A 19,154-nucleotide genomic window follows, 5' to 3' on the forward strand; every position below is an offset into this window, starting at 1 on the left:
GAGCTAGTGATCCGGTGCCGGCGTACGGACGCGGCATCGCTCAACGGATAAAAGGTACCCCGGGGATAACAGGCTGATCATCCCCAAGAGTCCATATCGACGGGATGGTTTGGCACCTCGATGTCGGCTCGTCGCATCCTGGGGCTGGAGCAGGTCCCAAGGGTTCGGCCGTTCGCCGATTAAAGCGGCACGCGAGCTGGGTTTAGAACGTCGTGAGACAGTTTGGTCTCTATCCTCTGCGCGCGTTGGAGCCTTGAGGAGGCCTGCCCCTAGTACGAGAGGACCGGGGTGGACGGATCTCTGGTGTGCCGGTCGTCCTGCCAAGGGCGCTGCCGGTTGGCTAAGTCCGGATACGATAACCGCTGAAAGCATCTAAGCGGGAAGCGTTCTCCAAGATGAGGGTTCCGTGAACTTCAATGTTCGGGAAGCGGCATAGAGATGATGTGCTTGATAGGCGGGATGTGGAAGCCCTGTGAGGGGTGGAGCTGACCCGTACTAACCGCTGAAGGGCAATACAACTCTTTTCTGTCAGTCTGCAAAACGTTGGGATGACATGGGAATGAACGTTCACCTGTATCCATGTATCGAACCTGTAGCGTAGTCGTGTCCACTGTCCGGTTTTCTTACAGTCAACCTGTAAGATAAGGAAAATGTTGTGATAGTTGAATATGATTTTGCGGTGGTCATAGCCCCGGGGAGACGCCCAGCCTCCATTCCGAACCTGGAAGCTAAGCCCGGGCACGGCGATGGTACTGCACTCGAGAGGGTGTGGGAGAGTAGCACGCTGCCGCATTAAACTTTGTTGAGGGGAGTTGAGAGCCTGCCAGGGTTGGTAGGGTTGTCTCACTCCCCTCTTTTTCATATCCACACCATTAACAAAAAGAAAACAAGCGGGGAACGTTTGCACAGAGTAGTCAGCAGTACCCAGCAATAGGCTTCAGCCGAGAGCGTGAAGGCTGATAATCTCAAGAAATGCCCAGAGGAACACGTGCGGCAACCGTTTGCAAAATGGAGCTGAACGTGGCACAATAGCTATCGAGAGGAAACATCAATGACGAAAGCCTCTCACCCTTCTCGACGATGAGAAACCGTACACTACATCTGAAGCTGTATGAACGGCGAACATCGCCGAGAAATGCAGGCAGACAGTCTGCGAAACCTGATTGAGCGCTTGGCTTTTGGGTAATACAAGCGGGTCAGGGTTCACAATGGCTTGTCCAATGAGGGGCAATCGGAAAGGTAGGGTTCGTAATGAACGCTCGTATTAAGTCAGCAATCGCTCTTGTTGCAGTCTCCAGCATGGCGCTCGGCGCTCTGGCAGGTTGCGGTTCCAGCAACTCTAAGGGTGAGGTTTACTTCCTGAACTTCAAGCCAGAAGCTGCAAATGAATGGAAGCAACTCGCTGCTGACTACACCAAGGAAACTGGCGTTAAGGTTACCGTGCAAACTGCTGCATCTAACACTTATGAGCAGCAGCTGAAGAGCGAAATGGCCAAGAAGAACGCTCCAACCCTGTTCCAGGTCAACGGCCCAGTTGGTTATGCAACATGGAAGAAGTACATGGCTGACTTGTCCAAGTCTGAGGTCTACAACGACTTGGCCAACAAGGACGTCGCAATGAAGGATGGCAGCAAGGTTGTTGCTATTCCTTACGTCATGGAAACTTACGGCCTGATCTATAACAAGGATCTGCTCAAGAAGTACTTCGCTCTTCCTGATGCAAAGGTGAAGTCTGTTGAAGAGATTAACAGCTTCGACAAGCTCAAGGAAGTTGCCGACGGCATTCAGGCACACAAGGCAGACCTCGGCGTTGAGGGCGCTTTCACTTCCGCAGGCTTTGACGCTTCTTCTGACTGGCGCTTCAAGACCCATCTGGCAAACTTGCCACTGTACTATGAGTTCAAGCAGGACAACGTCAAGGGCCAGCCAGCAACCGTGAAGGGTACCTTCCTTCCTGAGTATAAGAAGATCTTCGACCTGTACCTGAAGGATTCCACCACCGATCCAAAGCAGCTGTCCGGCAAGACCGGCGAGGACGCCACCTCTGAGTTCGCCACCGGCAAGGCTGTGTTCTATCAGAACGGTACCTGGGCATGGTCTGACTTGCAGAAGGCTGGTATGAAGCCAGAATCTGTGGGCATGATGCCAATTTACATTGGTGCAAAGGGCGAAGAGAAGCAGGGCTTGGCCACTGGATCTGAGAACTACTGGGCTGTGAATGCTAAGGCTTCCGAGGCCGACCAGAAGGCAACCTTGAAGTTCCTCAACTGGGTCGTCACCTCCAAGACTGGTGTTGAAGCTCTGACTCAGAAGATGGGCTTCGTTACTCCATTCAAGGCAACTCAGGACGTCAAGTCGGATAATCCATTGGTTCAGGCTGCTATCGACGATCAGAAGTCTGGTCGTACTGCTGTGTCGTGGAACTTCTCCGTCATTCCTTCTGAGAAATGGAAGAACGACCTCGGTAGCGCTCTGCTCGAGTACGCTCAGGGCACCGGCAAGTGGAATGCTGTAGAGAAGGCATTCGTTGACGGTTGGAAGACTGAATACGACGCAGCTCACAAGGGCTGAGGCTAGGGCTGAGGTAAAGCTCGAGCCTGGGTGGCGCTCTCGGTATGCGAGGGCTTCGATCTCAGGACTTGAGATTATCAGCGTGAGTTCGCCATCGGCGAGCTCTACGAAAGCACTGCGGTAACTGTAAAGCAAGGCCGGTTGCCGCAGTGTCGTTCACCAAAGGGGCCGGGCCAAATCCGGCCCCTCTTTACTCTTCACTTGAGAGAACTTATTCTGAACGGCCCTGTACAGGAGATCATTCACAACTGCTCTTCGCGCAACGCATATTCACGTCACACCGGAGAAAAAGCTATCCTGTGAGAAGGAGCACTGACGCTCCGTACGCTCAGCGTTCAGAACACTCATGCAATCAAAGAAGATTGCACAGCAATTGTCAGCGAGCGCCGCTGCCGGCGCGACGAACAATTGCATAAGGCACAGCAATCGGAAAGGAGTGAGCCGAAATGACGAATACCGTAGGCAAGGCAATTCGCAAATGGGGATGGCTATTCGCACTTCCTACCTTCGCAGCCTTCTGCATCGGCTTTATCGTGCCGTTCATTTTCGGCATTTACCTGAGTTTTATGGACTTCACTACAGTGACCGATGCCACTCCTGTGGGCTTGGCTAACTATAAGGAAGCCCTCAGTGACCCAGAGTTCTGGCGAGCATTAGGCACGACAGTGCTGTTCACTATTGTCACCACGATCATCATCAATGTCATTGGTTTTGCCATTGCATACATGTTGACGAAGGCAATTAAGGGTTCAACTCTGTTCCGCTCTGTGTTCTTCATGCCAAACCTCATCGGCGGCATTATTTTGGGTTATGTGTGGCAGCTGCTGCTCAACGGTGTGCTGTCCAAGTGGGGAGCTTCCCTCACCTTCTCCGAAAAGTATGGCTTCTGGGGCTTGGTAATCTTGGTGTCCTGGCAGCAAATTGGCTATATGATGATCATCTACATCGCTGGCCTCCAAGCTGTTCCGAGCGACATCATTGAGGCTGCTCAGGTCGATGGTGCAACTGGCCCGCAGCGCCTGTTCCAAGTGATTTTGCCAATGATGATGCCAACAATCACTGTGTGCACCTTCCTCACCGTCACGAATGGCTTCAAGCTTTATGATCAGAACTTGGCTTTGACCAACGGTGCTCCTTCGAATAAGTCCGAGTTGGTGGCACTCAACATCTTCCGTACCTTCTACGGCCGCGTTGGCTATGAAGGTGTTGGCCAGGCTAAGGCAGTCGTGTTCTTCCTTATTGTGGCAGCAGTCGCGCTGATCCAGAATAAGCTGACAACGAGCAAGGAGGTGGAAGTATGAACGTGAATGAAACTCGTCACCCGAAGTTCTGGACGGTCTTCTTCTCTATTCTCTCGCTTTTGTGGGTGTACCCACTGATCCTGGTGTTGATCAACTCCTTTAAGAAGAAGATCTTTATTTCTGCTAATCCGTTCTCTTTGCCAAGCGGTTCGGTGTCGAACCCGAAGGATACGGCAGCAGGACTGCAAAATTATACGGTCGGTATTCAGCGTACAGACTTCTTTAGCTCCTTCCTGTGGTCGTTGGTCATCACTGTGGGTGCTGTTGCTCTGATCTTGCTGTGCTGCTCGATGTGTGCATGGTGGATTGTTCGCGTGAACAATTGGGCTGCACGTTTGCTGTACACGCTCTTCTTGTTCAACATGATCGTTCCTTTCCAGATGGTGATGTTCACTTTGTCGAATATCACTGATCAGTTGGGCTTGGCAACTCCGTGGGGCTTGTGGATCATTTACCTGGGCTTCGGCGCTGGTCTTGCAGTCTTCATTTTCACTGGTACGGTGAAGGGCATTCCTCAGTCGCTGGAAGAGTCGGCAATGATCGATGGTGCTAATGTTCCGCAAATCTTCTTCCAGATTGTGGTGCCTATTATGAAGCCATCGATTGTTTCTGTTGGCATTCTGGAGACCATGTGGATTTGGAACGACTACCTGCTGCCGTACCTGACCCTCGACCTCAACAAGTACAAGACCATCCCGATCGCCGTACAGTATTTGCGCGGCGGTTACGGCTCGATTGATATGGGCGCTATGATGGGCTGCTTGGTGCTCGCCATCATCCCGATCGTCTTATTCTACGTGGTGTGCCAGAAGTACATCGTTAAGGGTGTTCTCGCCGGCGCCGTGAAGGGCTGACGAATTTCCCGAGATTATCAGCGCGCGTTCATCGCGTCTGATCCGCATTGATTGTGCTAGCTCAAGGGCCGCGTTTGCGGCCCTTTTGCGTTATGCTAGCCTGTGCATGTAGCCGGGCATGCTTGCGCATGCAACCGGCTTCCACCCGCCCGCTGCCCGCAAGAGCGCGCCGCCCGCCTGTGCTCGCTGTGCTAGCTTGCGCTCGCACGGTCTGCGCCAGCTCGCACGGTCTGCGCCAGCTCGCACGGTCTGCGCCAGCTCGCACGGTCTGCGCCGCTCCGTATTCGTCTGAAGGAGAGTTATGAACCCTTTCAACCCGAACAACAAGTTCATGCAGCTTCTCTCCCAAGTGATTGACGCACTGGGGACGAATATCCTGCTCGTGCTCACGAGTATTCCGGTGATGACGATCGGCGCATCGCTCACTGCTGCGCATGATGTTGTGCGTCGTCAGCAGAGGGGAGAGGGGCACCTCACTCGCGCGTATTTCCGCGCTTTCCGTCGCAATTTTGTTCAGGCGAGCCAAATTTGGCTCGTGTTTTTGGTAGCTGGTGGCTTGCTTGCAGCGAGCTGGCTGTACGCTCCAGCGAGCTTGGCTGTGCTTGTTCTCCAGATTTTTGTCGCGCTCATTCTTGTCGTGGGTTTTGAATGGGCGTTCTACCTGCAGTCGCGCTTTGCCAACCCGACGGCTCTCACCTTGCGTAACGCTTGGATTTTCGCCGTTTCCCACATTGGCGTCACGCTGTTATTGGTTGCTTTCGACGCAGCATTTCTCGCGATCATTATTGCCGCATGGTTCTACTGGCCGCAATCCGAATTCCTGATTCTGCTGCTGGGTTACGGCTCGCTGTTACACGCGCATCTGCCCTTGCTCGAGTATGCGATGCGCCAGTATTTGCCGCACGACAAGCGCGAAGAAGATCAGTAGCGCGCCCGTACCGCGCGCAACCTCAGCTCGCGCGCCTGCACCGCGCGCACCTACACTCCCGTGGTCACGGCCTTGCGCTTGCCCTGCGAATTCTCGCGCACGCGCACAGCGAACAAATCCACCAGCACGAAGGCGGCCATCACCGCAATGCCAATCATGTGTCGGTCAAAGTTGTTCGCCGGCGCCAAAACCATCACGCCCATCTGGGCCAACAGAGGCAACATCCAGATCAGCGAGAGCTTCCTTCTCAACCGCATTTGCACGCAGAAGGCGAGCAGCGTGATAATCACCCACGTGTTGCCATGAGCCAGCCAGCCGAGCACCGGGGTTGCGCTGAAATCTTGAATCGCGTTATCCACCGCCGTTCTCACCGGTGACTTGCAAAACTCCTCGTCATGGCCCATCACTTCACACAGAGAGCGGTTCGTCACATAGTAGATCAGTGGCACATACGGCTCGTCGGTGATGTCGAAATAGCCGTAGAATTCGGCGATAAACGCATCGATAGCAATCAGCGGGCTGGACTTCACGGTCTGCCACCACAGCTTGTTGAAATTCTTCATCTGGGCAGCGCTGACCGTACGCCACCGGTAAGTTTCCGGCTTTGGAAGAAGCTCCGAAATGCTAATCCAGGTTTGGTCCTTCCTGTTATCCCACCAATAGGAGCCCGTGTTGATATGCGTTCCTGACGACTTCACATAGTCGGCGTCGTCGGGGAAATAGTTGTGGCTCATCGCGTCGAGGTCGAAAATCTCCGCGAGCTCACGCTTGGTTTGCGCCGGTATCGCACGCGGGTTTCGCTGGTACACCCTGGCAATCTGTTGAAGCTGAACAGCCTTACCCTCAATAGGGTCGGAGTCAGTGGCGAGGCCTGAGCGGTACATGCCGGTCAAAAAACCCTCAAAGATTACCACTGGAATGACCAGGCACAGAATGGTTTTGATTTTGAGCTTCCACGCCATCATCGAGAAGAGGACGACCACCACTTCAATCGCCATCAGATACAGAGCGTACTTCACCGAGATCAGCGAAAGCAGGGTGCTGATAAACAAGCCCACCCACAGCTTGTAATCGGAATGCTTGCGCGTGCCAGCCAGGCCAATACGCGAGATTTCCACCAAAATGGAGCACCACCAGGCGGACGCAAAGCCAAAGAGCGGGGATTTCGTGAGCTCAATGGTGGAGAGCGTCACCATCGGGGAGAGCCAGAGAATTCCCATGGCGATGCTGCGGCCGCGGAAGCCGAGCAGCGGGTGAAGCCTGACCAAGCGCGCAACAATCGAGGCGCAGACGAAGGCGGCGAAAATGTACTGCAAAACGCTCAACACGACGACTGCGGGCACGACGGTTTTAAACAGCGAGTAGGAGAGATTCCACATGCCGCCGTAAAAAAGCGTGAGCAGCAGATTGTGCTGGTTGGACAGGAAAACCGTGTGGTTGCGAGGAAGCAGATAGTGGGCGATCGGGTAGACGTCGAACTGGGTGAAGCCCGAAACCGGCGCCGGCTTTCCTTGCAAGTTGTTGAGGAAGTTGTGCATCTCGGTGGATTGGGCGAGAATGTCGTAGCCAAAAGCTGTGACGAAGATGAGCGGCACCCACACCCAGCCGATGAAGAAGAACCAGAACAGCGTCGACTGCTTGCTTGACAGTTTGAGAATAAAGCTCGGGTAGGCGCGAGCCACGCGGTGAAGGCGCGGGCGTACCTGGTGGCGCCAGAAGTGGCGTAGCGCGTGGACGGCTACTTGCAACTTGTCGATAAAAGATTTCCAGGACGGGTGATTGCGCAAGAAGCGCTGAGACGCGGAATCGAGTTCCTCATCAGCGGCTTCGTCCTGCTCGCGCAAGCTGTTTACATATGCGTCTTCGTCGAAATCGTCACCGCGGCTTAAGGCTGCGTGGCGAGCGGCGATGAGCTCGAGCGCTTGGTCAGGTGTGAGGGCGTCAGCGGGTGCGGTCGCTGTGGTTGCTTTGCTCGCTGCGATGGTTGCGCTCGCGGTGGTTGCGGCGATATCAGCGCCCGCAACCATCTTCGCGCCGGCCTCTACAGCAGCGTCCGCAGCTGAGGTTGGCGCAGAGGGGGTAGGGGCGGAAGCAGGCGATGAAGCGGACTGATAATCTGGAGAAGAAGTGCTGGAGAGAGGGAAAAAGCCGAGCCAACTATCGGGCTGGCCAGTGATCGCCAAGTGCGTGCGGTAACGAATGAGAGCGGTTGCGACGATGATGAGCGACCAATAAATAAGGCTTGCGATGAGGAAAGTCAGAGCGTTGCCGAAGCCGAAAACCGAGAGCGACAGGTTCGCGCGGTAAATCGGGCCGACGGAGGTGCAAAAGCCTAAAAAGAGCGCGACAACGACGGTGAGTATGCGGGCGAAAACGGGGGCCGCGTGGTACTCGTCACGGTGAATTCGCAGGAACCAAGTAACCCAGGTGCGCGTGTGAGCAGTGATGACGCTCGCCACACGGCGAGAATTCTGGGTGATCTGCTCTTTCATGAAACCTCCTCAACGCTACTAGTTTATGGCGTTGCGCCCCGATTAGCCACTCATGCGAATGCGGTTGTCGATGCGGTTGTCGGCGCGGTTGTTAATGCGGTTGTAGAGGTCGCGATACACTCACCAAGGCGGCGAAAGCTCCTACAGCTCAGGCTGTGCAAGGTAACGGAAGACCTGCGCAAGCTCAAGCGCGAGTGGCGAAAGCCTGGTACGGCGCATATGCGCAGGACGAGACGCTGATGCAGTGCACGGCGCGCACAGCGTAAGGAAGAGGTATACAGCATGCTGGAAACCGAGCGGGAAACCGAGCCGGAAACCATGCCGAAGAACACAACACATTTCGAGCAGCAGGGTAATTCTCATCAGAGCAATTCTCTGGCGGAGGAAGCTGCAGGAAAAGAAAGCTCCATGCACGAGCGCTCAGCCCAGCCTGGACGCTACGGTGAGCAACACCTGATGCGCTTCGTGCTCTCGCTCATCGCTGTCGGCGGCTTCTCCTTTATCGGCATTTTCACCGAGACCATGATGAACGTGATCTTCCCCGACCTTATGCGCGAATTTCACATTGACTCTGCAACAGTGCAATGGGTGACTACTGCAGCCCTTCTTCCGCTGGCAGCAATCGTGCCTCTCTCCGTGTGGTTCAACCGCCGCTTCCACTTCAAGCAGATCTTTATCATTTCCGGCACGCTCTTCATCATCGGCGCTCTCATCGCCTTCTGGTCGCCCAGTTTCGCGGCTCTCTTGGTCGCTCGCGTCATCCAAGGTGCTGCTACCGGAATCATCATGCCGGTGATGTTCAACATGGTGATGGAACAAGCTCCTGCTTCTCAGATTGCGCTTTTCATTGGCTTTGGAAACCTTGTGGTCAGCCTTGCACCAGCTACTGGCCCAGTTTTTGGTGGCGTTATGGCAAGCGTGATGCCGTGGCGTGACACCTTCCTCATCATCTTGCTGCTCACTGTTGCCCTGCTGGTGCTCGGCCTGTTCACTATCCGTCAGTCGCATGAGGTGAACCCCCAGCAGCGTTTCTCCGCACTGCAGTTTGCCATGGTGTCGCTAGGCTTGGTGCTCTTTATGGTCGGCTTGCAACAGTCCGGTTTGGCGCTCGAAGCTCAGATCGCTGGCAAGTTTGAGCTCATGACCACGCTTCTGGGTGTGGGCAGCCTGGTGGTGGGTATCTGCTTGCTCGTTGCGTTTGGTTTCACAGCATTACGCTCCAGATTGCCACTGATCAATATGCATCTTTTCCAGCACCGCACGATCACGCGCATCGCGCTGGCTTGCCTGTTTATTCAGATGTGCCAGCTTGGCCAGTCCTTCATCGTGCCGAACTTCAGCCAGATTGGCTTGGGCGTGAGCATGAGCATGGCCGGTTTCGTCGTTTTGCCAGGAGCTTTGCTGGGATCACTGTTCACCATCGTTTCTGGCCGCGTTTACGACGCCATTGGCCCGAAGATCCCGATGTTTACTGGTATCAGCATGGCAACAGCAGCACTGGTAATCTCGGCGCTTCTGGCATGGCATATGAATGCGACGCTCCTCTGCTTGCTCTACGCATTGTATGAGGTGGGTTATGCTTTCGTCTACTCCAATTCGGTGACCTTGGGCTTGAGTTCTCTGCCTGTCAATCTCTCGTCGGATGGTAACGCCTTGATTAACACGCTTCAGCAGGTGGGTTGCGCTTTGGGTACGACTGTTTTTGCCGTTACTTTCTCGATTGGCCAGTATTTGGGTACGCATTCGCACGGCTTGACTCAGGCTCAGGCGTCGATGTGGGGTGCACAAATGGCCTATATCGGCATGGTTGGTGCAGCCTTGTTGTACGTGGCCCTAGCGGCGCCCCAGATTATCAGTGCGGCACGCTCTCGCGCGACGAAGTGAGTGCGAGTGTGAATTGCGAATGCGCGCTGTGCGCTCCTTGCGCTGGAGGTTGTTGCCATGATGACGATACAGCGGTGTAAAGAACATGGTGCCTCCTGAGAGTGTTCAAGGCAAAAAATAATCCTGTAACCGGCCAGCACTTACATAGAGAAAGGAAAAAGCAGCCAATCACAGGATTAAGTCGGGTTGGTGGGATTTGAACCCGCGGCCTCCTCGACCCGAACGAGGCGCGCTACCAAGCTGCGCTACAACCCGAATACGTCACCAGTAACCCCTTCAAGAAACCACAGCCCGCAATAAGCGCGCTGGTAATCTTCCTGCAGCAGAAACTACGCCGTACGAACTCAACATTTTATACTGATAATCTCAAAAACTCAAAGACTTTTGCCCCTGTTGCGTGTCGTTCCTGTAGCGAGGCTCAAGTAAAGTCGAAACCATGAGTGACGTTAAGAATTCTTTGAAGTCTTCCGAGCAAACAGCAGCACAAGTCGCTGAATCGGAAAAGCTGCAAGCCCAGCAGCAGTTGCTGACCGTGCGCCATGCTGAGCTGATGAGCCAGCAGGATGACGACATCCAGGAGCGCATTAACAATGGGCAGGATATGGTTGAAGCTGTCAGCGAGTCGATGGCGAAGTTCGGCCGCGAATCAGCCTCAGAACAGGTGCTCATGCGTACCGCTAAGCGTGCTCAAATGCTGAAGCAGGGCATGGATCCTTACCCAGTTCACCTTGACGTGACCACCACCATTGAGGAAATTCGCGACAAGTACGACGGCAAGCTGGAAGCCGGCGAAGAAACCCAGGATGAAGTGGGTGTTGCTGGCCGTGTGATGTTCCTGCGCAACTCCGGCGGCCTGTGCTTCGTGCAGCTGCAGGCAGGCTCCGGCGTGACCTTGCAGGGTATGATCTCCAAGCGCGAAGTGGGCAAGGAAAGCCTCGACGACTTCAAGAAGCTCGTCGACCTGGGCGACCACCTCTTCCTCAAGGGCCGCGTGATCAGCTCCAAGACGGGCGAGCTCTCCGTGTTCGCGAGCTCCTGGGCTATCGCCACCAAGGCTTTGAAGCCACTGCCAGCCAAGCATTCGACCCTGAGTGATGAGGCACGCACCCGCGAGCCATACCTGAGCATGGTCGTCAACCAAAGCACTCGCGATATGCTGCGTCAGCGTGCGGCTGTGGTGAACTCGCTGCGTAACAACTTCGCCCGCCGCGGCTACCTCGAGGCGGAAACCCCGATGCTGCAGACCATTCGCGGTGGCGCTAACGCTCGCCCGTTCATCACTCATATGAACGCTTTCAACCTCGACCTCTACCTGCGCATCGCTCCAGAGCTCTTCTTGAAGCGCATGCTCGTCGGTGGCGTTGACAAGGTGTTTGAGATTAACAGGAACTTCCGCAACGAGGGTGCTGACGGCACTCACGCTCCGGAGTTCACCATGCTCGAGGCCTACCAGGCTTACGGCACCTACGACGAGATGACCGAGCTGACCAAGGACCTCGTCATCACCGCCGCCAAGGATGTTTTCGGTACCACCAAGGTGACTTTGCTCGACGGCACTGTTTACGACATTGGTGAGGGCTGGAAGTCCATTTCCATGTATGAGTCTCTCTCCGAGAAGCTCGGCGAAGAGGTGAATGCTGACACTCCAATCGAGAAGCTCAAGCAGCTCGCTGCATCCTTGGGCCTTGAAGAGGAAGTGGTGGAGAACCGCGGTAAGTACGTGGAACACATGTGGGAGCACTTCTACGCTGAGGACCCCCACATGCTGTGGCAGCCAACCTTCGTGCGTGACTTCCCAGTGGAGACCACCCCGCTGACCAAGATGAGCCGTTACACCAAGGGCGCTGTGGAGAAGTGGGATCTCTATGTTCGCGGCTTCGAGCTGGCAACTGCTGATTCCGAGTTGAACGACCCTGTTGCTGAGCGTAAGCGTTTCGTTGAGCAGGCCAAGCAGGCTTTGGCTGGCGATGTTGAAGCGATGGCCATCGATGAGGACTTCTTGAACGCTCTGAGCGTGGGCATGCCTCCTGCTGGTGGCATGGGTATGGGTATCGACCGTCTGTTGATTGCTCTGACTGGTGCAACCATTCGCGATACGATCACCTTCCCGTTGGTCAAGCCACTGGCTGCTGGCGCTCGCCCTGCTGATGAGGAGGGTTCCTCTGATGAGAGTTCTGACGACGGTGAGGCTCAGGCCTGAAGCTGAGGCTTCTGGCGGCTGACGGTGCTGAACGCGCCAAACTGCTGAATGCGCTGAGATTATCAGTGCGCTGACTTGCCGCTGACAGCAGAGCATATGCGAAGGGGGCTGGAGTGATAGGACTCCAGCCCCCTTTTGTGTGCCTTGAGCGGATGTCGCGGCTGTCGCTCGCGTGATACGCGAGTACTGCGCGCGGTTTGCGTGGTTGTTGCTTACGCTGCGCTCGGCTTGTGTGCGCACACAGCAAACTCATACAAGGCTTTATTTGAGTTGCGCTTGCGCAGCGTATCAATATGAATATTCGTATAACCCAGAGCTTCCATCATCTGCGCATACCAGCGGTGAGTCGGAACCTCAGTGCCAGAGAAGGTAGAATTCCCAATCACATAGCACATGTCACCACCCGCTTTGAGCACCGGGTCGATCATGAGGAAATGCTGCCACATATCCAAGAAATACTTGTGAACATAAGGGGCGAGAATATCACCCGACTTACCCTTCTCAATATTCTCCAACGCAGCAGCCAACTCAGAAGCGATCGGCAGACTCGCTTCGAGTTCAGCAGGGGTGGGCACAGGAGTGCCGTCCTGAGAATCGTCGGACTGATAATCTGGAGAAATACTGGGTGACCAGCCACGAAGGCGAGTAGAAGCCTTGCCCCACGTGCCACCCGTCGACTTCCAATCCAGGTCGCTCGCCTGCTCGCCAGAAGTGAGGAAACCCAACCAATACATATAAGGGCGCAGCTCGCGAATGTAAGACATGCGGTTGCAATACGGCGGGGACGTGAGCACCATATCGGCCGGCTCAAAAGCGTCAAAAGGAGTTTTCGAATCGCCCTGATGCACCGAAGCAGTCAGGCGCAACGGTTCGGCAAGTGTCGTCACCACCTCGCCAAACTCCAGCTGGAAACGAGTGAGAACATCCTGGTACGTGTTCGCAGGAAGCTCGAAAGCAGGCTGATCCGTGTCTGCCTCGAGCTTTTTCAGACTCATCGACTGATGGTTAAACACTACATTCGACGTGCCCATCATCACACGGCAAAAAGCAACATCCAACAGGTTGCGCACCTGGCCCGAGTGAATATTGATGAAACTTTTCAGCGCGGCCAGAGCCTTCAGCGTCACCGGGTCCCACCAGCGCTCAATATGGTGGATCGGGGGAGTCCAAAACGGGATATCTGCTTTCTCGCACGCTGAAGCCTGGCTCAAAACCTGAGAGGCCGCCTGCTGAGCCTCACTGCGAGTTTGCGGAGAATAATAATCGAGCTTCGCATTGGTAAACCACACGAGGAAAGGGTTGATTTCACGCGCCTGGCAGTGCAAGCCCATCTCCTCAGCGACCAAAGGCGTCGTGCCAGAACCGGCGAAAGGTTCGAGAACGGACGAGCCAGGAGCCAAATGAGCCATGCGCTCGCGCGCCAACGTCAGAGAGTATGCGGTAGTCAGGCGCAGCCAGCCGTGGCGGCCGGAGTGCACGTTGCCGCGGAAAGTGAGGTCTGCGCGCTGCTGAGTTTGAGATCTGTCAGGTAACACCTTCCCAGCTTATCGAGCAGCGATGATGAATGGCAGTGGCGAGGTGATGGGGGAGCTGACAGTTCCGCTGACAGTTCTGCTAACAGTACGGCTTCGGCCTGGTGAGCACTTCCAGCTAGAATGTTCCTCAGACTCGACAGAAAGAAGAAGGAATGAGCTCGACTGAATATACTTCTGCTAGCTTTTCGCAATGGGTGCAGGCTGGCCGCCCGCTCACCCTTCTTCTTGGCCTTTCCAGCTCGGTGACAGGTGTTGCCGTGGCATGGATGGCAACGACAGACCACTCAGGTAACTGGTACACAGTTGCACTGCTGTGCATTCTCACGACGCTTCTGCTCCAGATTGGTGCAAACTACATCGATGATTACGCCGATGGTGTGCGCGGCCTCGATTTGGGTAGGAGCTTCGCGCCAGAGTCTGCTTCTTCGCACGAAGTGACTAGATCTTCTGAGCCAGCCGCCTCTGCTGAGCCAGTCGCCTCACAAGAGCTGGCACAAGTCTTTGAACCGCATGAGCGTGCTCTCGGCCCGGCTCGCTTGGTGGCCAGTGGTGTGAACCCTCGCTCAGTGCTCGCGGCCGCCTTGGTGTGCTTCGCTTTAGCCTGCGCCACCGGGATTGCGGCAACCGTTCTCACCGGCCGCTGGAAGCTGTTGCTCATAGGTGCAGCCTGCCTGTTCGCCGCCTGGAGTTACGTGTGCAAACCATTGCGCTTAGGCTCGCACGCATCAGGTGAGGTGCTGGTTTTCGCCGTGTTTGGCATCGCAGCAGTCTGCGGCACGCAATACGCGCTGGTCGGTTTCGCTTCGGCAATTGGCTGGTTCGCTGCGGCCAGCATGGGCTTCACCGCCGTTACAGTTCTCCTTGTCAACAACACGCGAGATTTGCGCGTTGACAAGGCTCACGGCAAGGTGACGCTTTCCGTGCTCACCGGCCATATCGGCTCCGTGGCAATCATGCGTTTCGCCCTCATTTTGGCTGGCATCGCAACCTTAGTCCCGGCCGTGTGGACGCGCGGCTCGAGCCTGTTTGTCAATATTAATTTGATGCTCAATTCCGGCTCGCCTGCATTTGTCGTCAATATTGTGGCGCTCGTGCTGGCGGTGTGCCCGTTCTTCTTGGCCTTGCTCAACCCGGTGAGTTTCGAAAGGGCACTTTCAGATTATCAGCGCTCTTTCACCCTCACCTGCATTCTCGATTTGGCTCTCGCCCTCGACTTCATCTTGATGGCCGTCGCCGTCACGCCAATCGTGTACTGAGTAACTCTTTAGTTTTTCGCCCCTCAGTTGCACTGCGCTAGCCACCGGCCGCGCTGGTCGAATAAACCCGATATGCTTAAAGCATGACCTACACACTGATTCTGCTCCGGCACGGCCAGAGCGCATGGAATAAGTCCAATCAGTTCACGGGCTGGGTCGACGTCCCGCTCACCGAGCAGGGCATCGAGGAAGCTAAGCATGGCGGCGACCTGATGAAGGAAAAGAACGTCCTGCCAGACGTTGTTTTCACTTCTCTTCTGCGTCGTTCCATCAGTACCGCTTTCTACGCACTTGATCATGCGGACCGCCTGTGGATTCCTGTGAAGCGCAGCTGGCGCTTGAACGAGCGTCACTACGGTGCTCTGCAGGGCAAGAACAAGAGCGAGATCCGCCAGGAGTACGGCGATAAGCAGTTCATGATCTGGCGTCGCTCCTACGCAACCCCACCGCCAGAGATCGCAGTGGACGACGAGTTTTCTCAGTCCAACGATCCTCGCTACGCTGGCGAGCCAGTTCCCCGCACTGAGGCCCTGGCAAACGTGGTGACTCGCGTTGAGCCTTACTTCGAGAACGAGATCAAGCCAGAGCTCAAGGCTGGCAAGACTGTCCTCATCGCAGCTCACGGCAACTCTCTGCGCGCTATCGTCAAGATGCTCGATGGCCTCTCTGACGAAGAGATCGCTAAGGTGAACATTCCAACTGCTATGCCATTGGTGTACAAGCTGGATGAGAACTTCAAGCCGATCGTTCCTCGCGGTGAGTACCTCGACCCTGAGGCTGCTGCAGCCGGTGCTGCTGCCGTGGCAAACCAGGGTAAGTGACCTGCTTGAGCTGGTATAGCTTAAGATTGTCACCACGGTTGAAGCCATGCATGGCTTGTTAACAACCGCAGAAAATGAAGGCTGGCATACTACGATGTATGCCAGCCTTTGTCGTCTCAGTGAGCTATTCGGCCACGCGCTGCGAAGCGATGCCATTGTGGCTCGCTTGCACTCTGCGCTGTTATGCGCGAGCGCTCTCGGCCTCGACTGAGTTCTTTTCGTCAGTGCTCTTTTCAGCAGTGGTAATCTCAGCGTGTTCCTCAGAAGTACGCCCTGATTCTTCTTCGCTGCTATCTTTGCGACCGTCGTCTTCAGAGCTTCCCTCAGCGTCTTCTTCAACGATGACGTCATCTTCAGCAAGCTTCATGTAGTGCGAACGAGTGCGCTTCTCCCATAGCAGCATGAAGGGGCCCAACACCAAACCAAAAGCGCAGGTAAACAGGGTGAGCGTATTCAAGCGGGTCTGGGAGGAGAGGCGTAATACTAACGCCAAAATGAGCATGACAAACCATATCGCTTCACCAGCGAGGAAAATTTTGCGCAAGTCAACGCGCGCAGGCTTGGGGCTCGGGCGGCGAGCGGCTGGGTCAAGGATAGGTGCAAGTTTCATAGTCTCCATCCTATAGCAGTGCGACAACTGGTTGACTAACGGTATCGCAGCGGCTAGGAACCGTGACGGGGAAGTGCAACGTTTGTTGGCTTAAACGCGCTGTGTGATGAGCTGTCGGCATGCTGAGTGCGCGGCCTGACTTTCTCAGCCCGCTTGTCATCGAGAGTGGGCTTTGCTCTGGGCAAAGCGACACGGCGACAGACAAATTTTCAGGATATTTTGAGGTTTCTTCACAAATGAGCTGCGTCTCAAATCGGCCCCAGTAGAAAGCCTGTTATTCCAACTGTTACAAGTTGAAGAAAAATGTCCACAGAATCCACCGTACTGAAAATCTGATAACGAAATATCGCAAAAGTGGGCACCACACTAAAATTGCTCTTATGTAATCCTGCTCAAGGGCTACTATAAAGCTTGGAAGTCCGTAAGGGTGTTACCCATCCCCAAAGCTCTCACAGTGAAGGAACAAGATGAGAAAGTCACGACAACTGCGCAAAACTGCTGCTTTATTGGCAACTGCAACTATGGCAGTGTCCCTCGCTATTCCAGCTCTGGCAACCGCTCAAATCTCTACCGTAGCCGGTTCCGAGCGTTCCTTCCCAGCACAGGGTGGCGCTGACCGCAAGAACATCCTTGCTGAAGCTACTTCAATTTCTTCCGATTCCAAGGCCAACTGGGGCGGCATCGAATCCCTGACCATTGAGAAGACGGATTCCCCAGCCGAGGTTTCTGCCAAGGAAGCAGCCCGCAAGGCCGCTGAAGAGGCTGCAGCTTCCCAGCGCGCTCAGGCTCAGAAGCAGGCTGAAGTATCCCGCTCCGAGCAGCGCTCCACCGTTGGCGTCATGGTTTTGAAGACCAGCTCCAACGTCAACTTGGGCACGTATGACCCTGCTTGGGCTGGCACTTACCCCTTCGGCCAGTGCACATGGTGGGTTGCTATTCGCCGCGCTCAAATTGGCCGTCCAGTCCCCGGTAACATGGGCAACGGCAAGGATTGGGCAAATTCCGGCCGCGCACATGGTATGAAGGTTGATCACACTCCTGAAGTGGGTGCCGTGCTCGTCTTCCAGCCTGGTCAGCTCTACGCCGATCCAGTCTACGGCCACGTCGCATTCGTTGAGCAGGTTCTCGACGACGGCTCGATTATCACCTCCGAAACCTCTGGTGGTCGCGGTGGCGTTGGCTTCTCTCGCCACATCTACAACGCCAGCGTTTTCGAGTACGTCCACTGAATTCGTTGAGTTCTGAACTCCCCGAGTAACGGTTTGTAGCTCCTTGTGAGCTCGCTTACTCTCGAGTTCTTAAGATTTTCACTGTGCTTATGCCTCGCTTCGGCGAGGCATTTTTGTTGCTCGCCAGCGGGTTTCTTCCATCCGTCAAGCAAGCGTTATCACAATGATTTCCGCATTTCTTGCTCAGTGCGATATCCTTAAAGTAACTGCTCGTGCAATGGCGATGCTGCTATTGCTGAAGGAAGGAGGACGCAATGAGCACCGAGAAGAAGGCTGTGCTTGTCGGCGTTGATGGAACCGATGCGAGCTATAAGGCTGTGTGGTGGGCTGCAAATTACACGAAACATGCTGGTTTGGAACTGCAGATTGTCTGCGCATATTCTTTGCCTAGTTATGCTGCTGTCTCCTTCGATGCAACGTATACAGCATTGGGTGACGATGCTGTAGCTCATACTGATGCTCAAGAAATTTTGGCCCGTGCAAAGGCTATCGCTTCTGAACAGGGAGTTGATGCTCGAACCCTGATTGTCACTGGCGACCCGAGCTCGGTTTTCGTTGAGCTTTCTCGCAACTACAAGCTCATCGTTATCGGCAACCGTGGTAAGGGTGGTTTGGCAGAAAGGCTTTTAGGCACTCCTAGCTCGAGCTTGCCTGCTTACGCTTACTGCCCGATTGTCGTTGTTCCTTTCACTGATGATGAAGATCACCTCTTGCATTTGAACAATGAGATCAAGAAGGTTGCTGTCGGTTCAGATGAATCGCGGTGGGGCATGAAGGCTCTCGACATTGCTGCCGAGTTTGCCAACTCGTGGGGTGCTGAGCTCAACGTTCTTTCCGCAGTACCAATCTATGGCACGTTGGGCGGCGTTTTCTCTGTTGCTCCTACTCAGGAGGATATGCGCCGTGTGGTGGATTCCTACCTCGATGATCTTCGCGCTCGCGTCACGCCAATTCGTCATCGTTACCCTGACCTGTCAATCAACTTGAAGGTGATTCCTGGTTCCGCTGTGGACGCTTTGGCGAAGGCTTCCGGGCGTAATGACGTTGTCGTTGTCGGCTCTCGTGGTCGCGGTGGCTTTACTGGTCTGATTCTCGGCTCGACATCTCAAGGCTTGGTTCAGCACTCGGTGTGCCCAGTCTATGTGGTTCCGCGCAAGTACGTGGAGGCTGAGGAAGCTGAGATGAGCAAGCTGGAGAAGGTCGTTCCGGTGGAGAACATCGAAGGCGTTCAGACTGTTGAAGTCGCTTCTTCTGGTAAGGCCGATGCTGAGCGTATCGAAGCTATCATCGACCCGTTGAAGGAGAGCCCGCGTGAGCACGACAAGTCGGATGTAACGCCACAGTTGCCTCACTTGGACCCAGAGGAGCGTTTAAGCGCTGACGAGTAACTCAGTTTCTCAAGATTATCAGCGCCAATGCTGAGCTAGCGCTCTAACGTTGAGCTGATTTTGTTGTTATCAAGGGCGGAAGTTT

13 protein-coding genes, 1 tRNA gene and 2 rRNA genes are annotated in these 19,154 nt (G+C 55.0%); 12 read left to right on the plus strand and 4 right to left on the minus strand.

The genetic code is table 11. The annotated features are described in order from the left end of the window. The 6 genes from AEAE_RS01030 to AEAE_RS01055 form a co-directional block, all read left to right on the plus strand. A 23S ribosomal RNA gene (locus AEAE_RS01030) occupies window positions 1–519 on the plus strand; the annotation flags it as partial. A gap of 156 nt (window positions 520–675) precedes the next feature. Next, window positions 676–793: ribosomal RNA gene (gene rrf, locus AEAE_RS01035) — 5S ribosomal RNA — on the plus strand. A 458-nt stretch (window positions 794–1,251) separates the two neighbouring features. Beyond that, window positions 1,252–2,571: an ABC transporter substrate-binding protein gene (locus AEAE_RS01040; RefSeq protein WP_094689331.1), complete on the plus strand. Its 1,320-nt coding sequence runs from the start codon at window positions 1,252–1,254 to the stop codon at window positions 2,569–2,571. A gap of 446 nt (window positions 2,572–3,017) precedes the next feature. Continuing rightward, window positions 3,018–3,872 (plus strand): carbohydrate ABC transporter permease, encoded by an 855-nt coding sequence (locus AEAE_RS01045; protein ID WP_094689332.1) that lies wholly within the window; start codon window positions 3,018–3,020, stop codon window positions 3,870–3,872. After that, window positions 3,869–4,726, plus strand: coding sequence for a carbohydrate ABC transporter permease (locus AEAE_RS01050; RefSeq protein WP_094689333.1), 858 nt, complete (start codon window positions 3,869–3,871; stop codon window positions 4,724–4,726). Before AEAE_RS01045 ends, AEAE_RS01050 begins: the two co-directional genes overlap by 4 nt. 301 nt (window positions 4,727–5,027) lie before the next feature. After that, window positions 5,028–5,654, plus strand: coding sequence for a YesL family protein (locus AEAE_RS01055; RefSeq protein ID WP_094689334.1), 627 nt, complete (start codon window positions 5,028–5,030; stop codon window positions 5,652–5,654). Between the two features lie 50 nt (window positions 5,655–5,704). On the opposite strand, the gene AEAE_RS01060 is transcribed toward AEAE_RS01055, so the two are convergent. Then, the gene (locus AEAE_RS01060; RefSeq protein ID WP_094689335.1) at window positions 5,705–8,146 is read right to left on the minus strand and encodes a DUF6020 family protein; all 2,442 of its coding nucleotides are present in this window, start codon (window positions 8,144–8,146) and stop codon (window positions 5,705–5,707) included. Window positions 8,147–8,428: 282 nt separating this feature from the next. On the opposite strand from AEAE_RS01060, the gene AEAE_RS01065 reads away from it, so the two are divergent. Next, the gene (locus tag AEAE_RS01065) at window positions 8,429–10,030 is read left to right on the plus strand and encodes an MFS transporter (RefSeq protein ID WP_094689336.1); all 1,602 of its coding nucleotides are present in this window, start codon (window positions 8,429–8,431) and stop codon (window positions 10,028–10,030) included. A 181-nt stretch (window positions 10,031–10,211) separates the two neighbouring features. Here AEAE_RS01065 and AEAE_RS01070 read toward each other — a convergent pair. After that, window positions 10,212–10,285 (minus strand) — tRNA-Pro (locus tag AEAE_RS01070). A gap of 181 nt (window positions 10,286–10,466) precedes the next feature. Between AEAE_RS01070 and lysS the strand changes: the two genes are divergently transcribed. Continuing rightward, complete coding sequence (gene lysS, locus AEAE_RS01075) at window positions 10,467–12,230, plus strand: lysine--tRNA ligase (RefSeq protein WP_094689337.1); 1,764 nt, start codon at window positions 10,467–10,469, stop codon at window positions 12,228–12,230. A gap of 212 nt (window positions 12,231–12,442) precedes the next feature. Here the strand turns inward: lysS and AEAE_RS01080 are convergent, their stop codons facing one another. After that, the gene (locus tag AEAE_RS01080; protein WP_094689338.1) at window positions 12,443–13,765 is read right to left on the minus strand and encodes a TRM11 family methyltransferase; all 1,323 of its coding nucleotides are present in this window, start codon (window positions 13,763–13,765) and stop codon (window positions 12,443–12,445) included. Window positions 13,766–13,917: 152 nt separating this feature from the next. Here AEAE_RS01080 and AEAE_RS01085 point away from each other — a divergent pair, with 152 nt between their 5' ends. Together AEAE_RS01085 and AEAE_RS01090 are read left to right on the plus strand one after the other, a co-directional pair. Further along, the gene (locus tag AEAE_RS01085; RefSeq protein ID WP_094689339.1) at window positions 13,918–15,021 is read left to right on the plus strand and encodes a prenyltransferase; all 1,104 of its coding nucleotides are present in this window, start codon (window positions 13,918–13,920) and stop codon (window positions 15,019–15,021) included. Window positions 15,022–15,104: 83 nt separating this feature from the next. Further along, on the plus strand, window positions 15,105–15,842 hold the full coding sequence (locus AEAE_RS01090; RefSeq protein ID WP_094689340.1) for a phosphoglyceromutase: 738 nt from the start codon (window positions 15,105–15,107) through the stop codon (window positions 15,840–15,842). A 181-nt stretch (window positions 15,843–16,023) separates the two neighbouring features. Here AEAE_RS01090 and AEAE_RS06885 read toward each other — a convergent pair whose 3' ends face one another. Continuing rightward, the gene (locus AEAE_RS06885) at window positions 16,024–16,452 is read right to left on the minus strand and encodes a hypothetical protein (protein WP_244569575.1); all 429 of its coding nucleotides are present in this window, start codon (window positions 16,450–16,452) and stop codon (window positions 16,024–16,026) included. Between the two features lie 467 nt (window positions 16,453–16,919). Here AEAE_RS06885 and AEAE_RS01100 point away from each other — a divergent pair, with 467 nt between their 5' ends. Continuing rightward, complete coding sequence (locus AEAE_RS01100) at window positions 16,920–17,681, plus strand: CHAP domain-containing protein (RefSeq protein ID WP_094689341.1); 762 nt, start codon at window positions 16,920–16,922, stop codon at window positions 17,679–17,681. Window positions 17,682–17,935: 254 nt separating this feature from the next. After that, the gene (locus AEAE_RS01105; RefSeq protein WP_094689342.1) at window positions 17,936–19,069 is read left to right on the plus strand and encodes a universal stress protein; all 1,134 of its coding nucleotides are present in this window, start codon (window positions 17,936–17,938) and stop codon (window positions 19,067–19,069) included. Window positions 19,070–19,154: the final 85 nt, after the last annotated feature.

This window comes from Aeriscardovia aeriphila (assembly GCF_002259595.1).
Classification (GTDB): domain Bacteria; phylum Actinomycetota; class Actinomycetes; order Actinomycetales; family Bifidobacteriaceae; genus Aeriscardovia; species Aeriscardovia aeriphila.

Excerpts from the sequence above, each read along its gene's own strand:
- AEAE_RS01090 (WP_094689340.1), top strand. The coding sequence starts at position 15,105 with ATGACCTACACACTGATTCTGCTCCGGCACGGCCAGAGCGCATGGAAT.
- AEAE_RS01105 (WP_094689342.1), top strand. The coding sequence starts at position 17,936 with ATGAGCACCGAGAAGAAGGCTGTGCTTGTCGGCGTTGATGGAACCGAT.
- AEAE_RS01085 (WP_094689339.1), top strand. The coding sequence starts at position 13,918 with ATGAGCTCGACTGAATATACTTCTGCTAGCTTTTCGCAATGGGTGCAG.
- AEAE_RS01065 (WP_094689336.1), top strand. The coding sequence starts at position 8,429 with ATGCTGGAAACCGAGCGGGAAACCGAGCCGGAAACCATGCCGAAGAAC.
- AEAE_RS01050 (WP_094689333.1), top strand. The coding sequence starts at position 3,869 with ATGAACGTGAATGAAACTCGTCACCCGAAGTTCTGGACGGTCTTCTTC.
- AEAE_RS06885 (WP_244569575.1), bottom strand. The coding sequence starts at position 16,452 with ATGAAACTTGCACCTATCCTTGACCCAGCCGCTCGCCGCCCGAGCCCC.
- AEAE_RS01060 (WP_094689335.1), bottom strand. The coding sequence starts at position 8,146 with ATGAAAGAGCAGATCACCCAGAATTCTCGCCGTGTGGCGAGCGTCATC.
- AEAE_RS01045 (WP_094689332.1), top strand. The coding sequence starts at position 3,018 with ATGACGAATACCGTAGGCAAGGCAATTCGCAAATGGGGATGGCTATTC.
- AEAE_RS01055 (WP_094689334.1), top strand. The coding sequence starts at position 5,028 with ATGAACCCTTTCAACCCGAACAACAAGTTCATGCAGCTTCTCTCCCAA.
- AEAE_RS01100 (WP_094689341.1), top strand. The coding sequence starts at position 16,920 with ATGAGAAAGTCACGACAACTGCGCAAAACTGCTGCTTTATTGGCAACT.
- AEAE_RS01040 (WP_094689331.1), top strand. The coding sequence starts at position 1,252 with ATGAACGCTCGTATTAAGTCAGCAATCGCTCTTGTTGCAGTCTCCAGC.
- lysS (WP_094689337.1), top strand. The coding sequence starts at position 10,467 with ATGAGTGACGTTAAGAATTCTTTGAAGTCTTCCGAGCAAACAGCAGCA.